The following is a 15,862-nucleotide window of genomic DNA, read 5'->3' as shown; positions in this document are numbered from 1 at the left end:
GTCGTTCACGATGCGTAGAACCACGAAGCGCGTGTGAGGAGTAAGGCGTTGTCCGAGCAGGTCCCCGGTCTCAAACCGGCCCCGACCACCAACCAGGAACTCATCGACTGGGTGGGCGAGATCGCTTCGCTCACGAAGCCCGAGAACGTCGTGTGGTGCGACGGCTCGGACGAGGAGTGGACCCGCCTGACCGATCTGCTGGTCGAGCAGGGAACCTTCAAGCGCCTCAACGCCGAGAAGCGCCCCAACAGCTTCTATGCCGCATCCGACCCGCGCGACGTCGCCCGGGTCGAGTCCCGCACCTTCATCTGCTCCGAGCAGGAGGCCGACGCGGGCCCCACCAACAACTGGAAGGCCCCCGCGGAGATGCGGGCGACCTTCGGTGAGATCTTCGACGGCGTCATGAAGGGCCGCACCCTCTACGTGGTGCCGTTCTGCATGGGCCCCCTGGGCGGCACCATCTCCCAGGTCGGCGTCGAGCTCACCGACTCCCCCTACGTCGCGGTCTCGATGCGGGTCATGACCCGCATGGGCGACCCGGCGCTGCGGATGATCGAGGAGCGCGGTTCCTTCGTCAAGGCCGTCCACACCGTGGGCGCGCCCCTCGAGCCCGGCCAGGCGGACGTCGCGTGGCCGTGCAACGAGGAGAAGTACATCTCCCACTTCCCCGAGACGCGCGAGATCTGGTCCTTCGGCTCCGGCTACGGCGGCAACGCCCTGCTGGGCAAGAAGTGCTTCGCCCTGCGCATCGGCTCGACGATGGCCCGCGACGAGGGCTGGTTCGCCGAGCACATGCTCATCCTGAAGCTCACCCCGCCGTCCGGCGAGGTCAAGTACGTCACGGCCGCGTTCCCGTCGGCGTGCGGCAAGACCAACCTGGCGATGCTCCAGCCCACGATCCCGGGCTGGAAGGTCGAGACCATCGGCGACGACATCGCCTGGATGCGCTTCGGCGAGGACGGCCGTCTCTACGCGATCAACCCCGAGGCCGGTTTCTTCGGTGTCGCGCCGGGCACCGGTGAGACCACCAACGCCAACGCGATCAAGACCCTCTGGGGCAACTCGATCTTCACCAACGTCGCCCTCACCGACGATGGTGACGTGTGGTGGGAGGGCCTCACCGACGAGCCCCCCGCGCACCTGACCGACTGGAAGGGCAACGACTGGACGCCGGAGTCCGGCACGCCCGCCGCGCACCCCAACGCCCGGTTCACCACGCCGGCCGGACAGTGCCCGATCATCGCGCCCGAGTGGGAGGACCCCAACGGCGTCCCGATCTCGGCGATCCTGTTCGGCGGCCGCCGGGCGACCTCCGTACCCCTGGTCACGGAGTCGTTCGACTGGCAGCACGGCGTCTTCCTGGGGGCGAACATCGCCTCCGAGCAGACCGCCGCCGCCGAGGGCACCGTCGGGTCGCTGCGCTACGACCCGTTCGCGATGCTCCCGTTCTGCGGGTACAACATGGGCGACTACTTCAAGCACTGGCTGAAGATGGGCGCCTCGGCCGACCAGGAGAAGCTCCCCCGGATCTACTACGTCAACTGGTTCCGCAAGGACGAGGGCGGCAAGTGGCTCTGGCCGGGCTACGGCGAGAACAGCCGCGTCCTGAAGTGGATCATCGAGCGGCTCGAGGGCACCGCCGACGGCACCAAGACCGCCATCGGCGTCACCCCGACCGCGGCCGCGCTCGACCTCGAGGGCCTCAAGATCGACGGCCGTGAACTCGACCTGCTCCTGTCCGCCGACCGCGACACCTGGAAGCGGGAGGCGTCGCTGATGCCCGCGCACCTGGAGTCGTTCGGCGAGCACCTGCCCCAGGAACTCTGGGACGAGTACAACGCGCTGGTGGCCAGGCTCAACGACGAGTTCTAGTCACGGACAAGACGGGAAGGGCTCTTCCGGCAACGGCGCCGGGAGGGCCCTTTCCGCCGTCCGCTCAGGTTCCGCCGGCTCCCGCTTCCGGGCGCGGGGCGAGCTTGCAGCCGGGGAAGGGTGCGAGGAGGTTCTCGCGCCAGCCGCCGTCGAGGAAGTCACGGGCCCTGGTCCGCCAGGTCACCAGCCGCTCGTCGGCCTCCGCCTCGTCGTCGAGGCCGAGCGCGGCGTCGCGGGAGCGCTGGAGCGCGAGATGGTCGTCCAGCGAGGTGCCCCAGAAGGTGACGACCTCGGTGTCGCAGAACTGGACCTCGTAGGCGCCGATGAGCCGCTGCCCGTGCTCGGCCAGCACCGGGGCCCGCTCCTCCCGGACGGCCGCCAGGTAGTCCAGGGCCGCGCCCGGCCGGACGGTCGCGCTCTCGAAGACGTAGAAGGGCGTCCCGTAGCCCTCGGCGACGACGTCCGCCAGCGCCGGGCTGTGCGGGGCGGCGCCGAGCGGCCGGGAGTAGGCGGTGTGCCGGAGGTCGTCGATGTCGGACAGGAACAGCCGCTCGTTCACCCCGGCGTAGATGTCCATCATCTGGCGCCAGCCGCCGTCCCACCCGCCGCGGCAGTCCCAGAGCGTGACGACCTTGAACTGCGGATGCCCGGTGATCCCGACGGCGTAGAAGGCCCCGACGAGGTCGATGTCGCTGGAGCGCACCGACTTGCCCGCGGTGAGCTCCGACTCCCCCGACCCATAGAGCGCCTCGTCCTCCTGCTTGTACCGGGTCAGCCACTGCAGGTACTCCAGCGGCTTGCGCGAGTTCATCGGATGGAACTCGACCTCTTCGAGCAGGTAGATCCCGCGCGGCACGGCGCCTCCCATCAACCAAGCGATTGCTCGGTGTGCAGCTTAGCGGCCCGGCGATCGAGGCCGCGAGCGCGAACCCCGCACATCACCGAGCGTGACGCTCTAGGTTCTTAGGGTCACCCATTTTCGCGTACAGGAGGAGTCATGTTCAGCAAGATCACCGGGCGTGCTCTGGCCACGACCGCCCTCGCGGGCGCCGCGGTCCTCACCGCCGGCACGTCCGCGCAGGCCTGCGGCCGCACCGTCGAGGGCCCCGGGCACGTCTACGACCACGTCTTCGACGGCACCCGGCTCACGATCACCGTCAGGTCCGGCCGGGACGGCACCGCTATCCGCATGCGCCTGTGGAACCTGCCCGAGTCCGCCCGCGGCAGGTCGTTCGGCGCGCACGTCCACGTCAAGCCCTGCACGGACGATCCGGCGGCCGCCGGTCCGCACTATCAGAACCCGGCGGGCACGACCCTGGAGGAGAAGGAGATCTGGCTCGACTTCACCGTCGACGCCCGCGGCAGGGCCCGGTCGAAGACCTTCCGGCCCTGGACGATCCCGGCCGGGGCCGCGGGGTCGGTCGTCGTCCACGCCGAGGCCACCGACCCGGGCACGGGAACCGCGGGCGGCCGCGCCCTGTGCACCTCGGTCCCGTTCGGCACCTGAGAACGACGCTCGGCCCGAGGGGAGGTGGAGGAGTCACCGCGCACGACTCCTCCACCTCCCCCCGGGCCGAGTGCCCTTCACTCAGCCGCAGCGGGGGGACTCCCGTTGCGGCGGCGAGGGGCTCGGCTCGACGGCCGAGGGCGGCGGGGAGGGAATGCTCGTCTGGGTGGTGGCCATCGGTCTGGCCGGGCCGTCGTACATCTGGACCTTGCTGCGCTGGGTCTCGCCCGGCGCCAGCCGCACCGATGTGATCTCGCGGCGGTTGCCGTAGACGTCGGTGACCCGGACGGTGAAGGGCCCCGCGCCCGGCCGCGACAGCGCCCAGTGGTTGTCCAGCCCGCGCCGCAGCGGACGCCAGCCGTCGCCCGACCGCACCTCGACGCTCCTCAGCCCGTTGGCGTGGTTCAGGACCAGCAGGCCCAGCCAGTCGGGGTCGGAGCCCGCCTTCATCCGGAAGGCCAGCCTCGGCGCGCTGGCGAACGGGTCGCGCACCTGGCGCCACCGCACGTCGATCCGGCCCCTGCCGATCGGCGCGAGCCGCCCGAAGGCCGTCCTGCCGATGTCGAGGGTGCCGGGTGAGCAGCCCTGGCAGCGGTCGATGACCTGGACCCGGACCTTGGTGCCGCCGGGACCGAAGACGTCGAGGTAGGCGCCGCAGACGTCGGCGGTGCCGTAGTCGTGCGCCGACAGCGAGGCGTAGAGCCCGTCCGCGGGGACACTGCCGAACGAGCAGCGCATGGAGCCGTCAACGGCCACGTAGTAGATCGCCCGGCCGCTGTTGTCCTTCACCGTGACGGCCTTGACGGCGGCGGCGGGCCGCTTCACGGCGAAGGCGCAGGCGTCGCCCTCGAGCCTCAGCAGGACTCCGGCGGTGGCGATCGCCGCGCACAGCCCGAACGCCCATCCGAGCCGCGAGGGCCGGAGCGGGCGTCGTGGTGACGCGTGCAATGGCCCTCCCCCTGATCGCAAAGGCGTGCCCGCCTGACTCCCTTAGGTAATCAGACGAGCACACCGCGTTGCAGGGGAATGCTAAAAGTTGGACGTCACGTTGGACATGACCTTGTCGATGGTCGCGGCGTCGCTGGCGTCGTAGGCCTTCGCGTCCGTCGCCTCCGCGATCTTCTTGAGGCCCGCCTGGTCGGCGCCCGCGGAGAACCCGATGGTGAACAGCCGGACTCCGCTCTCGCCGTCGAGCTTGGACAGCAGGTCGTTCAGGGAGACCGAGCCGGGGTCGTCGTTCATGCCGTCGGTGAGCAGGACGACCGAGTTGATCGCGCCGGGGTCCTTGGCGTCGCGGATGGACTGGAACGCCGCCAGGGAGGTGTCGAACAGGCCGGTGTCGGTCTTCGGGGTCAGCCCGGAGATCTTCGCCTTCAGCGCGTCCTTGTTCGAGGCGATCGGCCCGACCGGGACGAGCGGCCGGTAGTCGCGCGAGCCGTCGAGCCTGGTCGCGAACTCCCACAGCCCGACCTTGTCGGCGCCGATGAACTGGTCCATGGCCTTGGCGAGCGAGACCTTCGCCAGTTCCATCCGCGACTTGCCGGTGCCGGGGACCTGCTCCTTCATCGAGCCGGACACGTCCACGACCCACAGGACGTTGGAGCGCTTGCGCAGCGACTCCCAGCTCGCGAGGGCCTCGTCCATGACGGCCGGAGCGGGCGGGGCGATCATCTTGGCCGGCTGGTTGGGCAGCAGGCCGTTGGACTCGGTCGTGACCGGAGTGACCTTGTTGTCGTAACCGCGGAAACCGTCCTCGGCGAACCTGGCCTGCGCCTTCTCGCCGCGCAGGTAGGTGAGGAAGTCGGCGGCCAGCGGCTGCTTGCCGGGGTCCATCGACTTCAGCGCCACGTACGGGTGGTCGGAGACCAGCGTCCCCTCCTTGGGATAGACCGCGACGAGCGGGACCTTCGGCTTGGCGTGCTTGCCCGCCGACGCCGGGTCGCCCGTCGGGTTGCCCTGGTTGTAGTAGTAGACCGACATCTCCTCGACGGCCACGGCCGACACGTAGCTGAGGCCCTGGCCCGCGTCGTCGGCGCGCTGGAGGCCCTGGAGGAAGGTCAAGGTGGTGTCGCCGTAGTGGACGACCGAGGACTCGACGCCCCGGACGAAGCCCTTGACGTCGCCGCGCTGGAGATCGGCGGCGGACAGGTCGTCGGACTTGCCGGTCGCGGCGAAGTAGGCGCCGATGGTGGCGTTCAGGCCCGAGGTGGAGAAGTTCGGGTTGGTCTTGCCGAGCCGGAACCGGCCCCAGTCCTGGTGCCCGTAGGCGCCCCAGCCGCGGGTGTCGGTCGCGAGGTTCAGCACGTCGCGCCAGCCGATGGCCTTGCTCGGCCACCCCATGGCCTGCGCCATCGGCCGCGGCATCGCGATGACCAGCGGTGCGACCGCGATCCCCGGCGCGTCCTGCGGGACCATGTCGATGGTGCCGTTCTTCTCGATCCGGTGGCGCAGCAGGCTCACCCAGCCGGAGCTGGCGGGCGACCACACGTCGGGCTGGGGGCCGTCGGTGGTCACGTTCCAGCCCCGCGCCAGCGCCGCCATCGCCTCCCCCGAGGACTTCGTGACGACCGAGACGGTCACACAGGTCCCGCCGACCTTCCGCCCGCTGTAAGCCTTGGCGAGGTCCTTCATGATCCCGAACTTCTCGGGCGAGGAGGCGACGTTGAGGGTGACCCCGTCCTTGCCGCAGGAGGAGGAGCCCTTCTTCAGGACGTAGAAGCCCACGCCGCCCAGCACGGCCAGCAGGACGAACCCGGCGACGATCCCGAGCACGAGCGGGAGCCTGCTGCGGCGCGGAGGCTGCGCCGGGTACTGGTAGTACCCGGGAGGCGGCGGGGTCGACGGCGGCTGGTACAACGAGTCCTCCTGCTGCGGGCGGGGGTTTCCCGGTCAGACGGCTCAGTTATACAGGCCGGTTCCCTTCCATTCGCCGGGAACCTGGGCAAGTCACCCGACCGTGCCGTCCTTTTTGAGGCGTTCTATGTCTGCGGGAGCGAGACCGAGCCTGGTCAGGACGAGGTCGGCGTCCTGACCGAGGAGCGGTGCGGGGAGGGCGCCGCGGTCGCCGCCGGAGTCGATCGGCGAGCCCGGCACCCGGTGGCGGCCGATGCCCGGCTGGTCGATCTCGGTCAGCAGGTCGTGGTCGTGCTCGAGGACCTCGCGGAAGGTCCGGTAGGGCGACCACAGGACCGGTGTGCGGTCGAGGGCCTCCCCCGCCTCGGCCAGGGTGCGGGCCGCGAACCACGGCTCGACCAGCGCCGCGAGCGGCTCGCGATGCCGGTAGCGGTCGCCGTCCTCGCCGAAGTCGGCGCCGACCAGGCGTTCCAGCTCGGCGGCGCGTTCGGTGGCGCCCGTCGCCTTCATCAGCGCGTCGAAGTGGCGGCGGGTGAGGGTGACGAGCATCAGGCGCCCGTCGGAGCAGGTGAAGTCGCGGGCGAACCCGCCGTACAGGTGGTTGCCGATGCGCGGCCGGTCGACCCCGTTCAGCTCGGCCTCGCCCAGGAAGCCGAGGTTGCCGGCCGTCGCGAGGGCGACGTCGGACAGGGCGATCCTGATGGCGCGGCCGTTCCCGGTGCGCAGGCGGTGGTGGTCGGCGGCGAGGATCGCGACCGCCGCGTACAGCCCGCAGGCCACGTCCCAGGCGGGCAGCACGTGGTTGACGGGCTCGCCGCCGAGCCCGGTGACCATGGGGAAACCGGTCTCGGCGTTCACGGTGTAGTCGACCGCGGGACGCCCTCCCGGATGCCCCTCGATCGCGACGTGGATCAGCCCGGGACGGCGGGCCCGCAGGTCCTCGTACGACGGCCAGGGCGCGTTGGTGAGGACCACCCCGGCCTGGGCCGCCAGCCGGGTGACCAGCTCACGGCCGGGGGACGAGCGCAGGTCGACCGCGATCGAGCGCTTCCCCTTGTTCAGGCCCGCCCAGTAGAGCGAGGCGCCGTGCTCGTCCAGGGGCCACCGGTGGGTGTCCGCGGCGCCGCCGATCGGGTCGACCCTGACGACCTCGGCGCCGAGCTGGGCCAGGGTCATCCCGCCCAGCGGCGCGGCCACGAAGGAGGACACCTCGAGCACCCGCAGGCCGCGCAGCAATGACATGTCCTGAGTCAACCGGATCCTCAGCCCTCGGCGACAGCGCCCGAGGCGATCAGTTCGTCGACGTCCGCGAAACCGAGCTCGGTCAGGATCTCGCGGGAGTGCGCGCCGCCGATGGACGGCGGCCGGGTGATCTCTCCGGGCGTCCGGGAGAAGCGGGGGGCGGGGGCCGGCTGGAGGCGCTCGTCGGGGCCGGTGACGAACACGTCGCGGGCGGCGTTGTAGGGGTGGGTCTTGGCCTCTTCGAGGCTGAGGACCGGGGCGACGCAGGCGTCGGAGGGGAGGAAGACCTGGGCCCACTCGTCGCGGGTCTTCGCCTTGAACCGCGAGGCGAACAGGGCCCGGTTGTTCTCCCAGTTCGCGAAGTCGAACTGACCGGCCTCGGCGGGGTCGACCTCGAGCAGGCGCAGGAACTCGGCGTAGAACTGCGACTCGATCGCGCCGACGGCCATGTACTCGCCGTCGGAGGTCTCGTAGACGTCGTAGAAGGGCGCTCCGGTGTCGAGCAGGTTGGTGCCGCGCTCGGTCGTCCAGGTGCCGGAGGCCATGAAGGCGTGGATGAAGGTCGACAGGTGGGCGGCGCCGTCGACGATCGCGGCGTCGACGACCTGGCCCTGGCGGCTGCGCGTCGACTCCAGCAGGGCCGCCAGGATCCCGACGACGAGGTACATGCTGCCGCCGGCGAAGTCGCCGAGCAGGTTCAGCGGCACCTGGGGCGGGCCGCCCCTGCGGCCGATCGCGTGCAGGACGCCCGTGATCGCGATGTAGCCGATGTCGTGCCCGGCGAGCTGGCTGAGCGGGCCCTCCTGGCCCCAGCCCGTCATCCGGCCGTAGACGAGCTTGGGGTTGCGCTTGAGGCACTCGTCGGGGCCGAGGCCGAGCCGCTCGGTGACGCCGGGGCGGAATCCCTCGATCAGCACGTCGGCCTGGTCGATCAGGCGGAGCACCACCTCGCGGCCCGCGTCGCTCTTGAGGTCGACGGCCACCGAGCGCTTGCCCCGGTTGGACAGGTCGGCGTTGGCCGCCGGGCCCGCTCCGCCCCGGCCCGGCCGGTCGACCCGGATGACCTCGGCGCCGAGGTCGGCCAGCACCATCGCGGCGAACGGGCCGGGACCGATCCCGGCCAGCTCGATCACCCGGACCCCTGAAAGCGGACCCATGACCCCACACCCCTTCGCGTTCATCCGGCTTTTACGAGGACAGTGTGCCATCCCCGAGTAAGTGCCGACTGACTGGGCTCAGGTCGTGCCGCCTGCCTTCACCGCCACCGTGGTGAGCACCGGCTTCCGCAGGGGCGTCTTCTTCGCCTTGGTCCCCTTCACGTAGGCCAGCGCGCCCTTGCGCTTGACCCCGGCGAGCTTCACCTGGAGTCCGGGCCGGGCGGCGGCCAGGTAGTACCAGCGCTGCGACGGGGCCTTCCACCACAGGCCGGTGGCGCCGTCCGCGCACTCGCTCGCCACGAACCTGACCTTCCTCACGATGAGGATCCCGGCCTGGCGCACGGTGCCGTCCGGCAGGGTCTCCCTGCGGCAGCGCAGCTCGGCCGCGCCGCCCTTGGCGGGCAGCGTGCCCTTCCAGTAGACGGTCTCGGCCGGCGGGACGGGCAGGGGTGCCTTCGTCGGCCGCACCGGGGCGGGCGTCGGGTGGTGGGTGGCCCGCGCGGCCGCGACCGAGTGGCTGTGCTCCTCGACCTCGACGGCCGCCACGAGCGCGCAGGTCAGCGCCGTGGCGACCAGCAGCGGGACGCGGGAGCGCCGGAACCTGCGGCGCTTGCCGACGTTGACGGGGGCCAGCACGTCGAGGTCGGGCATCTCCTCGACCCGGGTCAGCAGCGTCTGCGGATCACCGACCCCGAGGTCGACGAGCAGGTCGCGGACGATGTACCGGCGCAGCTTGGCGACCCTGCGCAGCACGTAGGTGACGCGCTCGCCCGGTTCGAGGGCGGCCAGCGCCGGATTGCCGGGGACCGCCGCGGGCAGCCCGCGCTGCCACGGGACGAGCCGGATCCGCAGCCGCCGCGAGGGATGGAGCGACTGGCGCAGGACCCGCTGACGCGCCTCGAAGTAGGTCCGGCCGCTCACCGGCCTGCGCGGCAGGTTCCGGTCGACGATCCGCCGCGCGAGGGCCAGCCGGACCTCCCGCGACCCGTCTCCGGGCAGGATCAGGTACGACAGCCTGACCAACTCCCGATACCGCTTCTCTGCCGCCATGTCCGGCATGTGGGGGAACCTCTCTGACCTGGGACTGTCAAGACATCCGAAGGTTAGGAACACAGAGAGTGATGACGCAGCCGAATTGAGAGTTCGTTTACCCGCGCGCGTGTACGCACTACCGAAGTTCCGGCCGGTAACGGTACGTTTCTTTCCCTGGTAGCAGGCCCCCGACTCCCCCAGCGAGGACCGTATATGTCGCTCACCGACGAGCCGACCGTGACCGTGGAGAACTCGAACTCGGTCAAGCGCCGACTGGTGGGCAGCAGCGCGCTGATGCTCTTCCTCGAGCTGGCCCTGATCCGGTGGACCGGGTCGAACGTGGTCCACCTCGCCTACTTCAGCAACTTCGTCCTGCTGGGGTCGTTCCTCGGGATCGGGGTCGGATTCCTGCGGGCGTCCAGGAACCCGGGCAAGCCGATCCTGTCGCTGATGATCCTCGCCCTGCTCGTCGGGCTGGTGCTGAAGTACCCGGTGACGATCAACCGGTCGGGCAGCGACCTCATCTACTTCACGGCCGTCTCGATCGAGGGGCCGCCCGCCTGGACGGTCCTGCCGGTCATCTTCCTGGCCGTCGCGACGATCCTCATGGGACCGGCGCAGATCGTCGGGGAGTGCTTCGAGCGGCTGTCCCGCCTGGACGCCTACCGCTGGGACCTTGTCGGCAGCCTGCTGGGCATCGGCGCCTTCACCGCGCTGTCGTTCCTGTACGCGCCGCCGGTCGTGTGGGGCGTCATCGCCGCAGGGCTCTACCTGTGGCTGCTCGCGCCGGACAACCTGATCGAGCGGCTGCTCGTCATCACCCCCGCGCTCGCGCTGGTCGCGCTGCTGGCGGGCGAGTCGATCGCCGCCCAGACCCTCTGGTCGCCCTACAGCAAGATCACCTGGACGAGCGGGATGTGGGACGGCCACCCCGGCACCCAGATCACCGCGAACGGCGTGCCGCACCAGAGCGTCTCGGACGCGAACTACCGGCTCCAGGAGTCGCCCTTCTACGGCTACCCCTACGCCCGCACGCCCGCCAACCCGCACAAGGACGTCCTGATCGTCGGCGCGGGCAGCGGCACCGACGCCGCCATCGCGTTGCGCAACGGCGCGACCCGGGTCGACGCGGTCGAGATCGACCCGCGGCTCAAGGGCATCGGCGTCCAGCGCAACCCCGACAAGCCCTACGGCGACCCGAGGGTCCACGCCCACATCAACGACGGCAGGGCGTTCCTGTCCTCGACCGACCGCAAGTACGACCTGATCATCTTCGCGCTGCCCGACTCCCTGACGCTCGTGCCGGGCCAGGGCGCGCTGCGGCTGGAGTCCTACCTGTTCACCAGGGAGGCCTTCGCCTCCGCCCGCGACCACCTCAAGCCGGGCGGCGCGTTCTCCATGTACAACTTCTACCGGGAGCGCTGGCTGGTCGACCGGCTCGCCGGGACGGCCGACAAGGTCTTCGGCCACGCCCCCTGCCTGGACGTCCCCTCGGCCGCCGGCCAGCTCGCCGTCATGACCGCCGGGCTCACCCAGGCCGACCAGGCGTGCCAGTCGGTCTGGACGGACGAGTCGTTCGTCGAGCCGACCACCGACGACCGGCCGTTCCTCTACCTCAAGGACGCCTCGATCCCGTCGCTGCACCTGATCGTGCTCGCCCTGATCCTGGCCGCCTCGGTCATCGTGGTGCGGCTGTTCGGCGGGCCGTTCCGCAAGATGCGGCCCTACGGCGACCTGGTCCTGCTCGGTGCGGCGTTCATGCTGCTGGAGACGAAGAGCGTCACGGGGTTCGCGCTGCTGTTCGGCACGACCTGGGTGGTGAACGCGATCGTCTTCGGCGGCGTCCTGGTGGCGGTGCTGGCGGCCGTGGAGGTGACCCGCAGGTTCCGGACGCCACCGCTCCCGGTGATGTTCGGGATCCTGCTCGCGGGCCTCGTGCTGGCCTGGGTGGTCCCCAACTCCTGGCTGCTGGAGCTCCCGCTCCCGGTGCGGGCGGTGGCCGCCGTGACGATCGCATTCCTGCCGATCTTCGCCGCGAACATCATCTTCGCCCGGCGCTTCACCGAGACCGCCGACGCCTCCACCGCGTTCGGGGCGAACCTGCTGGGCGCGATGGTCGGCGGCTGCCTGGAGTACATCGGGCTGGCCACCGGCTACCACTTCCTGCTGATCGTCGCCGCCGTCCTCTACCTGGCCGCGTTCGCGGTGATGCGGCGCACCGCCCTCGCCTGACGCCGATTGGATAGGGTGTTCGAATGCTGACCCTGGGCATCGTGCCGTCCACCTTCACCATCGGCCACCTCCCGGCCACCGCGTTCCCCGAGGACGACGAGTGGATCGCCCTGGTCCGCGCGCCCGAGGGGCTGACGGTCGTCCGGGAGGCCGACCCGTGGACCGCGGCCGACCGCTGGACGGGCTTCTACGGCGAGGCCCACGGCCTGGACGTCCCCGGCGTCCTGTCCGGGCTGCTCACCCCCCTGGCCGCGGCGGGCATCGAGGTCTTCGTGGCCTCCACCTTCCACGCCGACCTCGTCCTCGTGCCCGAACGTCTCCAGGACGACGCCGTCAAGGCCCTGGAGTCCGCGGGCTACCGGATCCAGCGGCCGTCCTGATCCAGCCGCCGTCCCGGCGCCGTCAGCCCGCGGCTCCCCAGCCGGACTGGCAGCGTGGTCCCGGGCCGGGGTCGACGGCGCGCAGCGGCAGCAGCCTCTCCCGCCACCACGGGAGCGGACGGCCGAGGACGGGATCGCCTGCCAGCCGGGACGCGTGGTGCTCGGCGCCGTCGAGCCGGTAGGTGAGGTCGGAGCCGGGACGGATCCGGGCGTAGGCGCGGAGCTGGGGCACCGCCAGCAGGTACCCGGTGGCGGCGTACTCCCCGAGCGCGGGATCGCCGGAGGAGATCACCTCCACCAGATGGCGCTGCGCTCCCGACAGCGGCAGGGTCGCGGGCACGAGCAGATGGTTGGAGCGGCCCGCGACCGTGCGGAGGTTGGCGTACATGTTCCAGCCGAAGGCCGTCTTGACCTCCAGGTAGGGCGTGAGGCCGTTCAGCAGCGCGAGCACCGGCAGGACCATGAGCCCGCGGTGCGGCCTCCCGAGGGCGGCCGGTGCCCGGTGCCGGACTGCGGCCGCCGCCACCGGGACCGCGGCCACCAGCCACCACAGCAGTCCCGCGCTGCGCGCCCACTCCCCGGGGAAGGTCCACAGCCCGAAGCCGACGAGGAGCCCCGCCGCGGCCAGGAGGGTGCGCGGACGGCGGTCGGGGACGCCGGCCAGGAACAGCGGGAACAGCGCGTACAGCACGGCGCTGAAGTCGGTGAACAGATGGGTGCGGTCCAGCGAGATCAGCCCGTGGAAGGCCAGCCCCAGGAGCACCCCGGCGGCGCGGGTGCGCCGCACGAGCAGCAGCACGGGGATCGCGCACTCGACGGCGGCCGTCAGGTACGGCACGGCCCCGGTGCCCGGGGTCGGCAGCCCGTAGGACGAGCCCAGCTCGTCGGCGAAGAACCGGCCGCAGCTCACCGCCGGGTCGAGGAAGCCGGTGTTCAGCTTGGAGAAGGCCATGAAGGAGTAGGCGGTGAGCAGGACCAGCCGGGCGGGCGCCGCGAAGTCGCGGGTGGTCACGACGGCTGCCGAGACCAGCGCGGCGAGCAGCCAGTGGTTGCCGAGGCGGGGCAGCTCCATCGCGGCCGAGAGCACCTGGAGCCCGCACAGGACGACCAGCCGGTCGCGCCGGCCGGGACTCAGCAGGACCGCGAGCGCGGCGAACGCCAGCAGGACGTGCACGAGGCCCGTCCAGGTCGGCGCGGCGGTGAACCCGGCCGAGGCGGGGTGCGCCCAGACGTGCAGGAGCGCCGCGACCGCCCACGACCCGGCGAACAGCTCCGTCACGGCGGGGTGCGCACGTACACGGCGGCCATGGCGTCACGGAAGACCTGCCGCCAGCCGGGATCGGCGGCCAGGTACTCGCTCAGCGGTTTCTCCTCCGGCCACACGACCACGTCGAAGGCGTACCGGCCGAGGATCGCCCGCCAGTCCCGGTCGCCGTCGAGCAGCTTCAGGTAGTCGCCGGTGACGCGCTCGGGGTACAGGTCGAACCGGTCGTCGACGAAGACCGGCTGACGTCCCGCGTAGGCGTAGATGAGATAGCAGCCCCAGGCGTCGACGGTCAGGATCCGCCGCCCGATCAGGCCCTCCCGCTCGACCGCCCGCACCGCCGCCACGGGGCTTCTGCCCAGCCCGTAGGCGGGCGCGGAGGCCGACTGCACGAGGAAGGAGGCCGCGATCGCCAGGACCGCGGCCGACGCGGTGACCGCGAACGGCCGTCCGGCCCGGCGCTCCGGGGTCTCCGCGCGCTCGACGAGCCGGGCCAGCACCGGCAGGACCACCAGCGGGGCGAGCGCGATGTTGCGCTGCGCCCACAGCGCGAGGAACAGGAACGGCAGCACGACCAGCAGGTCCCGCCGGCCCGGCCGGGTCCGCGCGAGGATCACGACGGTCAGGCCGAGGAAGAGCGCGAGCAGCATGCCCAGCGGGACGCGGAAGCTCGGCGACTGCCATTCGGAGATGTTCTCCAGGACGCTCCCCCTGGCCATCAGCTTCGCGGGGAAGGCGACGAGCCGCCAGCCGTAGGGGTTGGCGAAGCCCGCGGCGAAGGCGAGGAGCGCGGCGGGGAGCAGCCCGTGCCGGAGCGAGGGGCGTTCGCCCTCCGCCCAGCGCCCGGCCAGATGGAGGCCGAGGTAGACGTAGCCGAGCGCGAAGGTGCCGTGGCTGCTCGTCCACAGCCAGAACAGGATCGGCAGGGTCACCAGGGGCCTGCGGCCGAGCGGGGAGCCGGGGCACTCGACCGCCCAGACCAGGGCCAGCAGGAACGCGATCCCGAACAGCAGCGGGCGCTCCCACCAGAACCAGACCGACGCCGACAGCGCCGAGGCCGTCAGCAGCGCCGCCCGCACCCGGTCTCCCGACAGCCGCAGCGCCAGCCGGTAGGCCGACCAGCCGATGCCCGCTCCGGCCGCCGCGTTGAGGAGCTGGATCGCCGACCCGCCGAAGGACCGGTCGAGCCCGGCGTACAGGAGCTCGACCAGCCAGGACTGGAGCACCCACGGGTCGCCGGGGGCGGTGAAGGAGAACGGGTCGGCGCGCGGCAGGCCGTGGTCCAGGATCCACCGGCCGGTCGCCAGATGGGTGAGGAAGGAGTTGTCGCCGAGCGGCCGCAGCCCGCGCCACCAGCCGACCAGCGCGAACACGGCCGCGAACGCGTAGCCCATCAGCCGGGCCCCGTCACTTCAGCACCCCGCCGTTGAGGTAGTTGATGACCCCGGGCCCGAGCAGCACCAGGAACATGGCGGGGAAGAGGAAGAAGATGACCGGGACGGTGATCTTCACCGCGAGCTTCTGCGCCTTCTCCTCGGCGTTCTGCCGCCGCTTGACCCGCATCTCGTTGGCCTGCTCGCGCAGGACCTTCCCGACCGGGATGCCGAGGTCGGCCGCCTGCACCATCGCGTTGACGAAGGTCCTGAGCTCCTGCACCCGGTTGCGCAGGGCCAGGGCCTTGAGCGAGTCCTCGCGGGACTGGCCGAGCTGGATCTCCTGCATCACCCGGACGAGCTCCTGCGACAGCGGCCCGCGCGTGTTGGTGGCGACGCGGGCGAGGGCGGCGTCGAAGCCGAGACCGCTCTCGACGCTGACGCACAGCAGGTCCAGGACGTCGGGCAGGGTCTTCCTGATGAGCTCCTGGCGCCGCAGCCCGGCGTTGTAGAGCAGGACGTCGGGGCCGAAGAACCCGGCGGCGGCGAACGCCACGGCCATGAGCGGACCGTAGCCGGGACGGCCCGCCGCCATCAGCCCGGCCAGGAGGATCCCGCCGACGAGACCGAGCCCCTTGAAGGACAGGATGCGCTCGGGCGTCCAGCCGCCGGGGTTGCCCGCGGTGTCGAGCCGCTCCTGCATCTTCTCGATCACCCCCTGCGGGGAGAGCCGCAGGGCGAGCGCCCGGAACCTGACCATCAGGATCGGCTCGCCGGCAGGGCCGCCGAGCAGCGACCGCGGCCGCTTGCCCGCGTAGTCGCGTTCGATGGCCGACAGGCCCGCCTCGATCGGGGTGGGCGCGCGGCGGCCGCCGATGACGGCGACGACCAGCAGGACCAGGGCCAGCGCGATGGCAGCGAGGCCGCCGTAGAGCAGCAGTGCGTTCATG

13 protein-coding genes are annotated in these 15,862 nt (G+C 71.5%); 4 read left to right on the top strand and 9 right to left on the bottom strand.

Annotation, left to right across the window (positions count from 1 at the left end; all coding sequences use genetic code 11):
• Positions 1-48 precede the first annotated feature (48 nt).
• Positions 49-1,872, top strand: a complete 1,824-nt coding sequence (locus ABD785_RS28950) for a phosphoenolpyruvate carboxykinase (GTP) (protein ID WP_344834581.1) — start codon at positions 49-51, stop codon at positions 1,870-1,872.
• Positions 1,873-1,936: 64 nt separating this feature from the next.
• On the opposite strand, the gene ABD785_RS28945 is transcribed toward ABD785_RS28950, so the two are convergent.
• Entirely contained in the window at positions 1,937-2,728 is a 792-nt protein-coding gene (locus ABD785_RS28945) for a hypothetical protein (protein ID WP_344834579.1), read from the bottom strand.
• A gap of 141 nt (positions 2,729-2,869) precedes the next feature.
• Between ABD785_RS28945 and ABD785_RS28940 the strand changes: the two genes are divergently transcribed.
• A complete protein-coding gene (locus tag ABD785_RS28940) occupies positions 2,870-3,379 on the top strand; it encodes a hypothetical protein (protein ID WP_344834577.1) in 510 nt (169 codons plus the stop codon).
• 81 nt (positions 3,380-3,460) lie between these two features.
• Here ABD785_RS28940 and ABD785_RS28935 read toward each other — a convergent pair whose 3' ends face one another.
• The 5 genes from ABD785_RS28935 to ABD785_RS28915 all read right to left on the bottom strand — a co-directional run bounded on the left by ABD785_RS28935 (position 3,461) and on the right by ABD785_RS28915 (position 9,681).
• On the bottom strand, positions 3,461-4,327 hold the full coding sequence (locus ABD785_RS28935) for an expansin EXLX1 family cellulose-binding protein (RefSeq protein WP_344834574.1): 867 nt from the start codon (positions 4,325-4,327) through the stop codon (positions 3,461-3,463).
• A gap of 81 nt (positions 4,328-4,408) precedes the next feature.
• Positions 4,409-6,235: a substrate-binding and VWA domain-containing protein gene (locus ABD785_RS28930; protein WP_344834572.1), complete on the bottom strand. Its 1,827-nt coding sequence runs from the start codon at positions 6,233-6,235 to the stop codon at positions 4,409-4,411.
• Positions 6,236-6,325: 90 nt separating this feature from the next.
• Positions 6,326-7,474 carry a CoA transferase gene (locus ABD785_RS28925; RefSeq protein WP_344834568.1) on the bottom strand — a complete coding sequence of 383 codons (1,149 nt, stop codon included), beginning with the start codon at positions 7,472-7,474 and terminating at the stop codon, positions 6,326-6,328.
• 20 nt (positions 7,475-7,494) lie between these two features.
• Positions 7,495-8,631: a CaiB/BaiF CoA transferase family protein gene (locus tag ABD785_RS28920; RefSeq protein WP_344834566.1), complete on the bottom strand. Its 1,137-nt coding sequence runs from the start codon at positions 8,629-8,631 to the stop codon at positions 7,495-7,497.
• A 78-nt stretch (positions 8,632-8,709) separates the two neighbouring features.
• Positions 8,710-9,681 (bottom strand): hypothetical protein, encoded by a 972-nt coding sequence (locus ABD785_RS28915; RefSeq protein ID WP_344834564.1) that lies wholly within the window; start codon positions 9,679-9,681, stop codon positions 8,710-8,712.
• A gap of 195 nt (positions 9,682-9,876) precedes the next feature.
• Between ABD785_RS28915 and ABD785_RS28910 the strand changes: the two genes are divergently transcribed.
• A complete protein-coding gene (locus ABD785_RS28910; protein WP_344834561.1) occupies positions 9,877-11,895 on the top strand; it encodes a spermine/spermidine synthase domain-containing protein in 2,019 nt (672 codons plus the stop codon).
• Between the two features lie 23 nt (positions 11,896-11,918).
• Complete coding sequence (locus tag ABD785_RS28905) at positions 11,919-12,275, top strand: ACT domain-containing protein (RefSeq protein WP_344834558.1); 357 nt, start codon at positions 11,919-11,921, stop codon at positions 12,273-12,275.
• A 22-nt stretch (positions 12,276-12,297) separates the two neighbouring features.
• Here the strand turns inward: ABD785_RS28905 and ABD785_RS28900 are convergent, their stop codons facing one another.
• From ABD785_RS28900 to ABD785_RS28890, 3 genes are read right to left on the bottom strand one after another with little or no spacing between them, the layout of a single operon-like run.
• Complete coding sequence (locus tag ABD785_RS28900) at positions 12,298-13,554, bottom strand: hypothetical protein (protein ID WP_344834555.1); 1,257 nt, start codon at positions 13,552-13,554, stop codon at positions 12,298-12,300.
• Positions 13,551-14,933 carry a hypothetical protein gene (locus tag ABD785_RS28895; protein ID WP_344834552.1) on the bottom strand — a complete coding sequence of 461 codons (1,383 nt, stop codon included), beginning with the start codon at positions 14,931-14,933 and terminating at the stop codon, positions 13,551-13,553. The genes ABD785_RS28900 and ABD785_RS28895 overlap by 4 nt, the downstream gene beginning before the upstream one ends.
• A gap of 13 nt (positions 14,934-14,946) precedes the next feature.
• Positions 14,947-15,861 (bottom strand): type II secretion system F family protein, encoded by a 915-nt coding sequence (locus ABD785_RS28890; protein ID WP_344834550.1) that lies wholly within the window; start codon positions 15,859-15,861, stop codon positions 14,947-14,949.
• Position 15,862: the final 1 nt, after the last annotated feature.

The sequence above is a fragment of the Actinocorallia longicatena genome (assembly GCF_039534125.1).
Taxonomy (GTDB): domain Bacteria; phylum Actinomycetota; class Actinomycetes; order Streptosporangiales; family Streptosporangiaceae; genus Actinocorallia; species Actinocorallia longicatena.
This window is presented reverse-complemented; position numbering and strand designations above follow the sequence as displayed.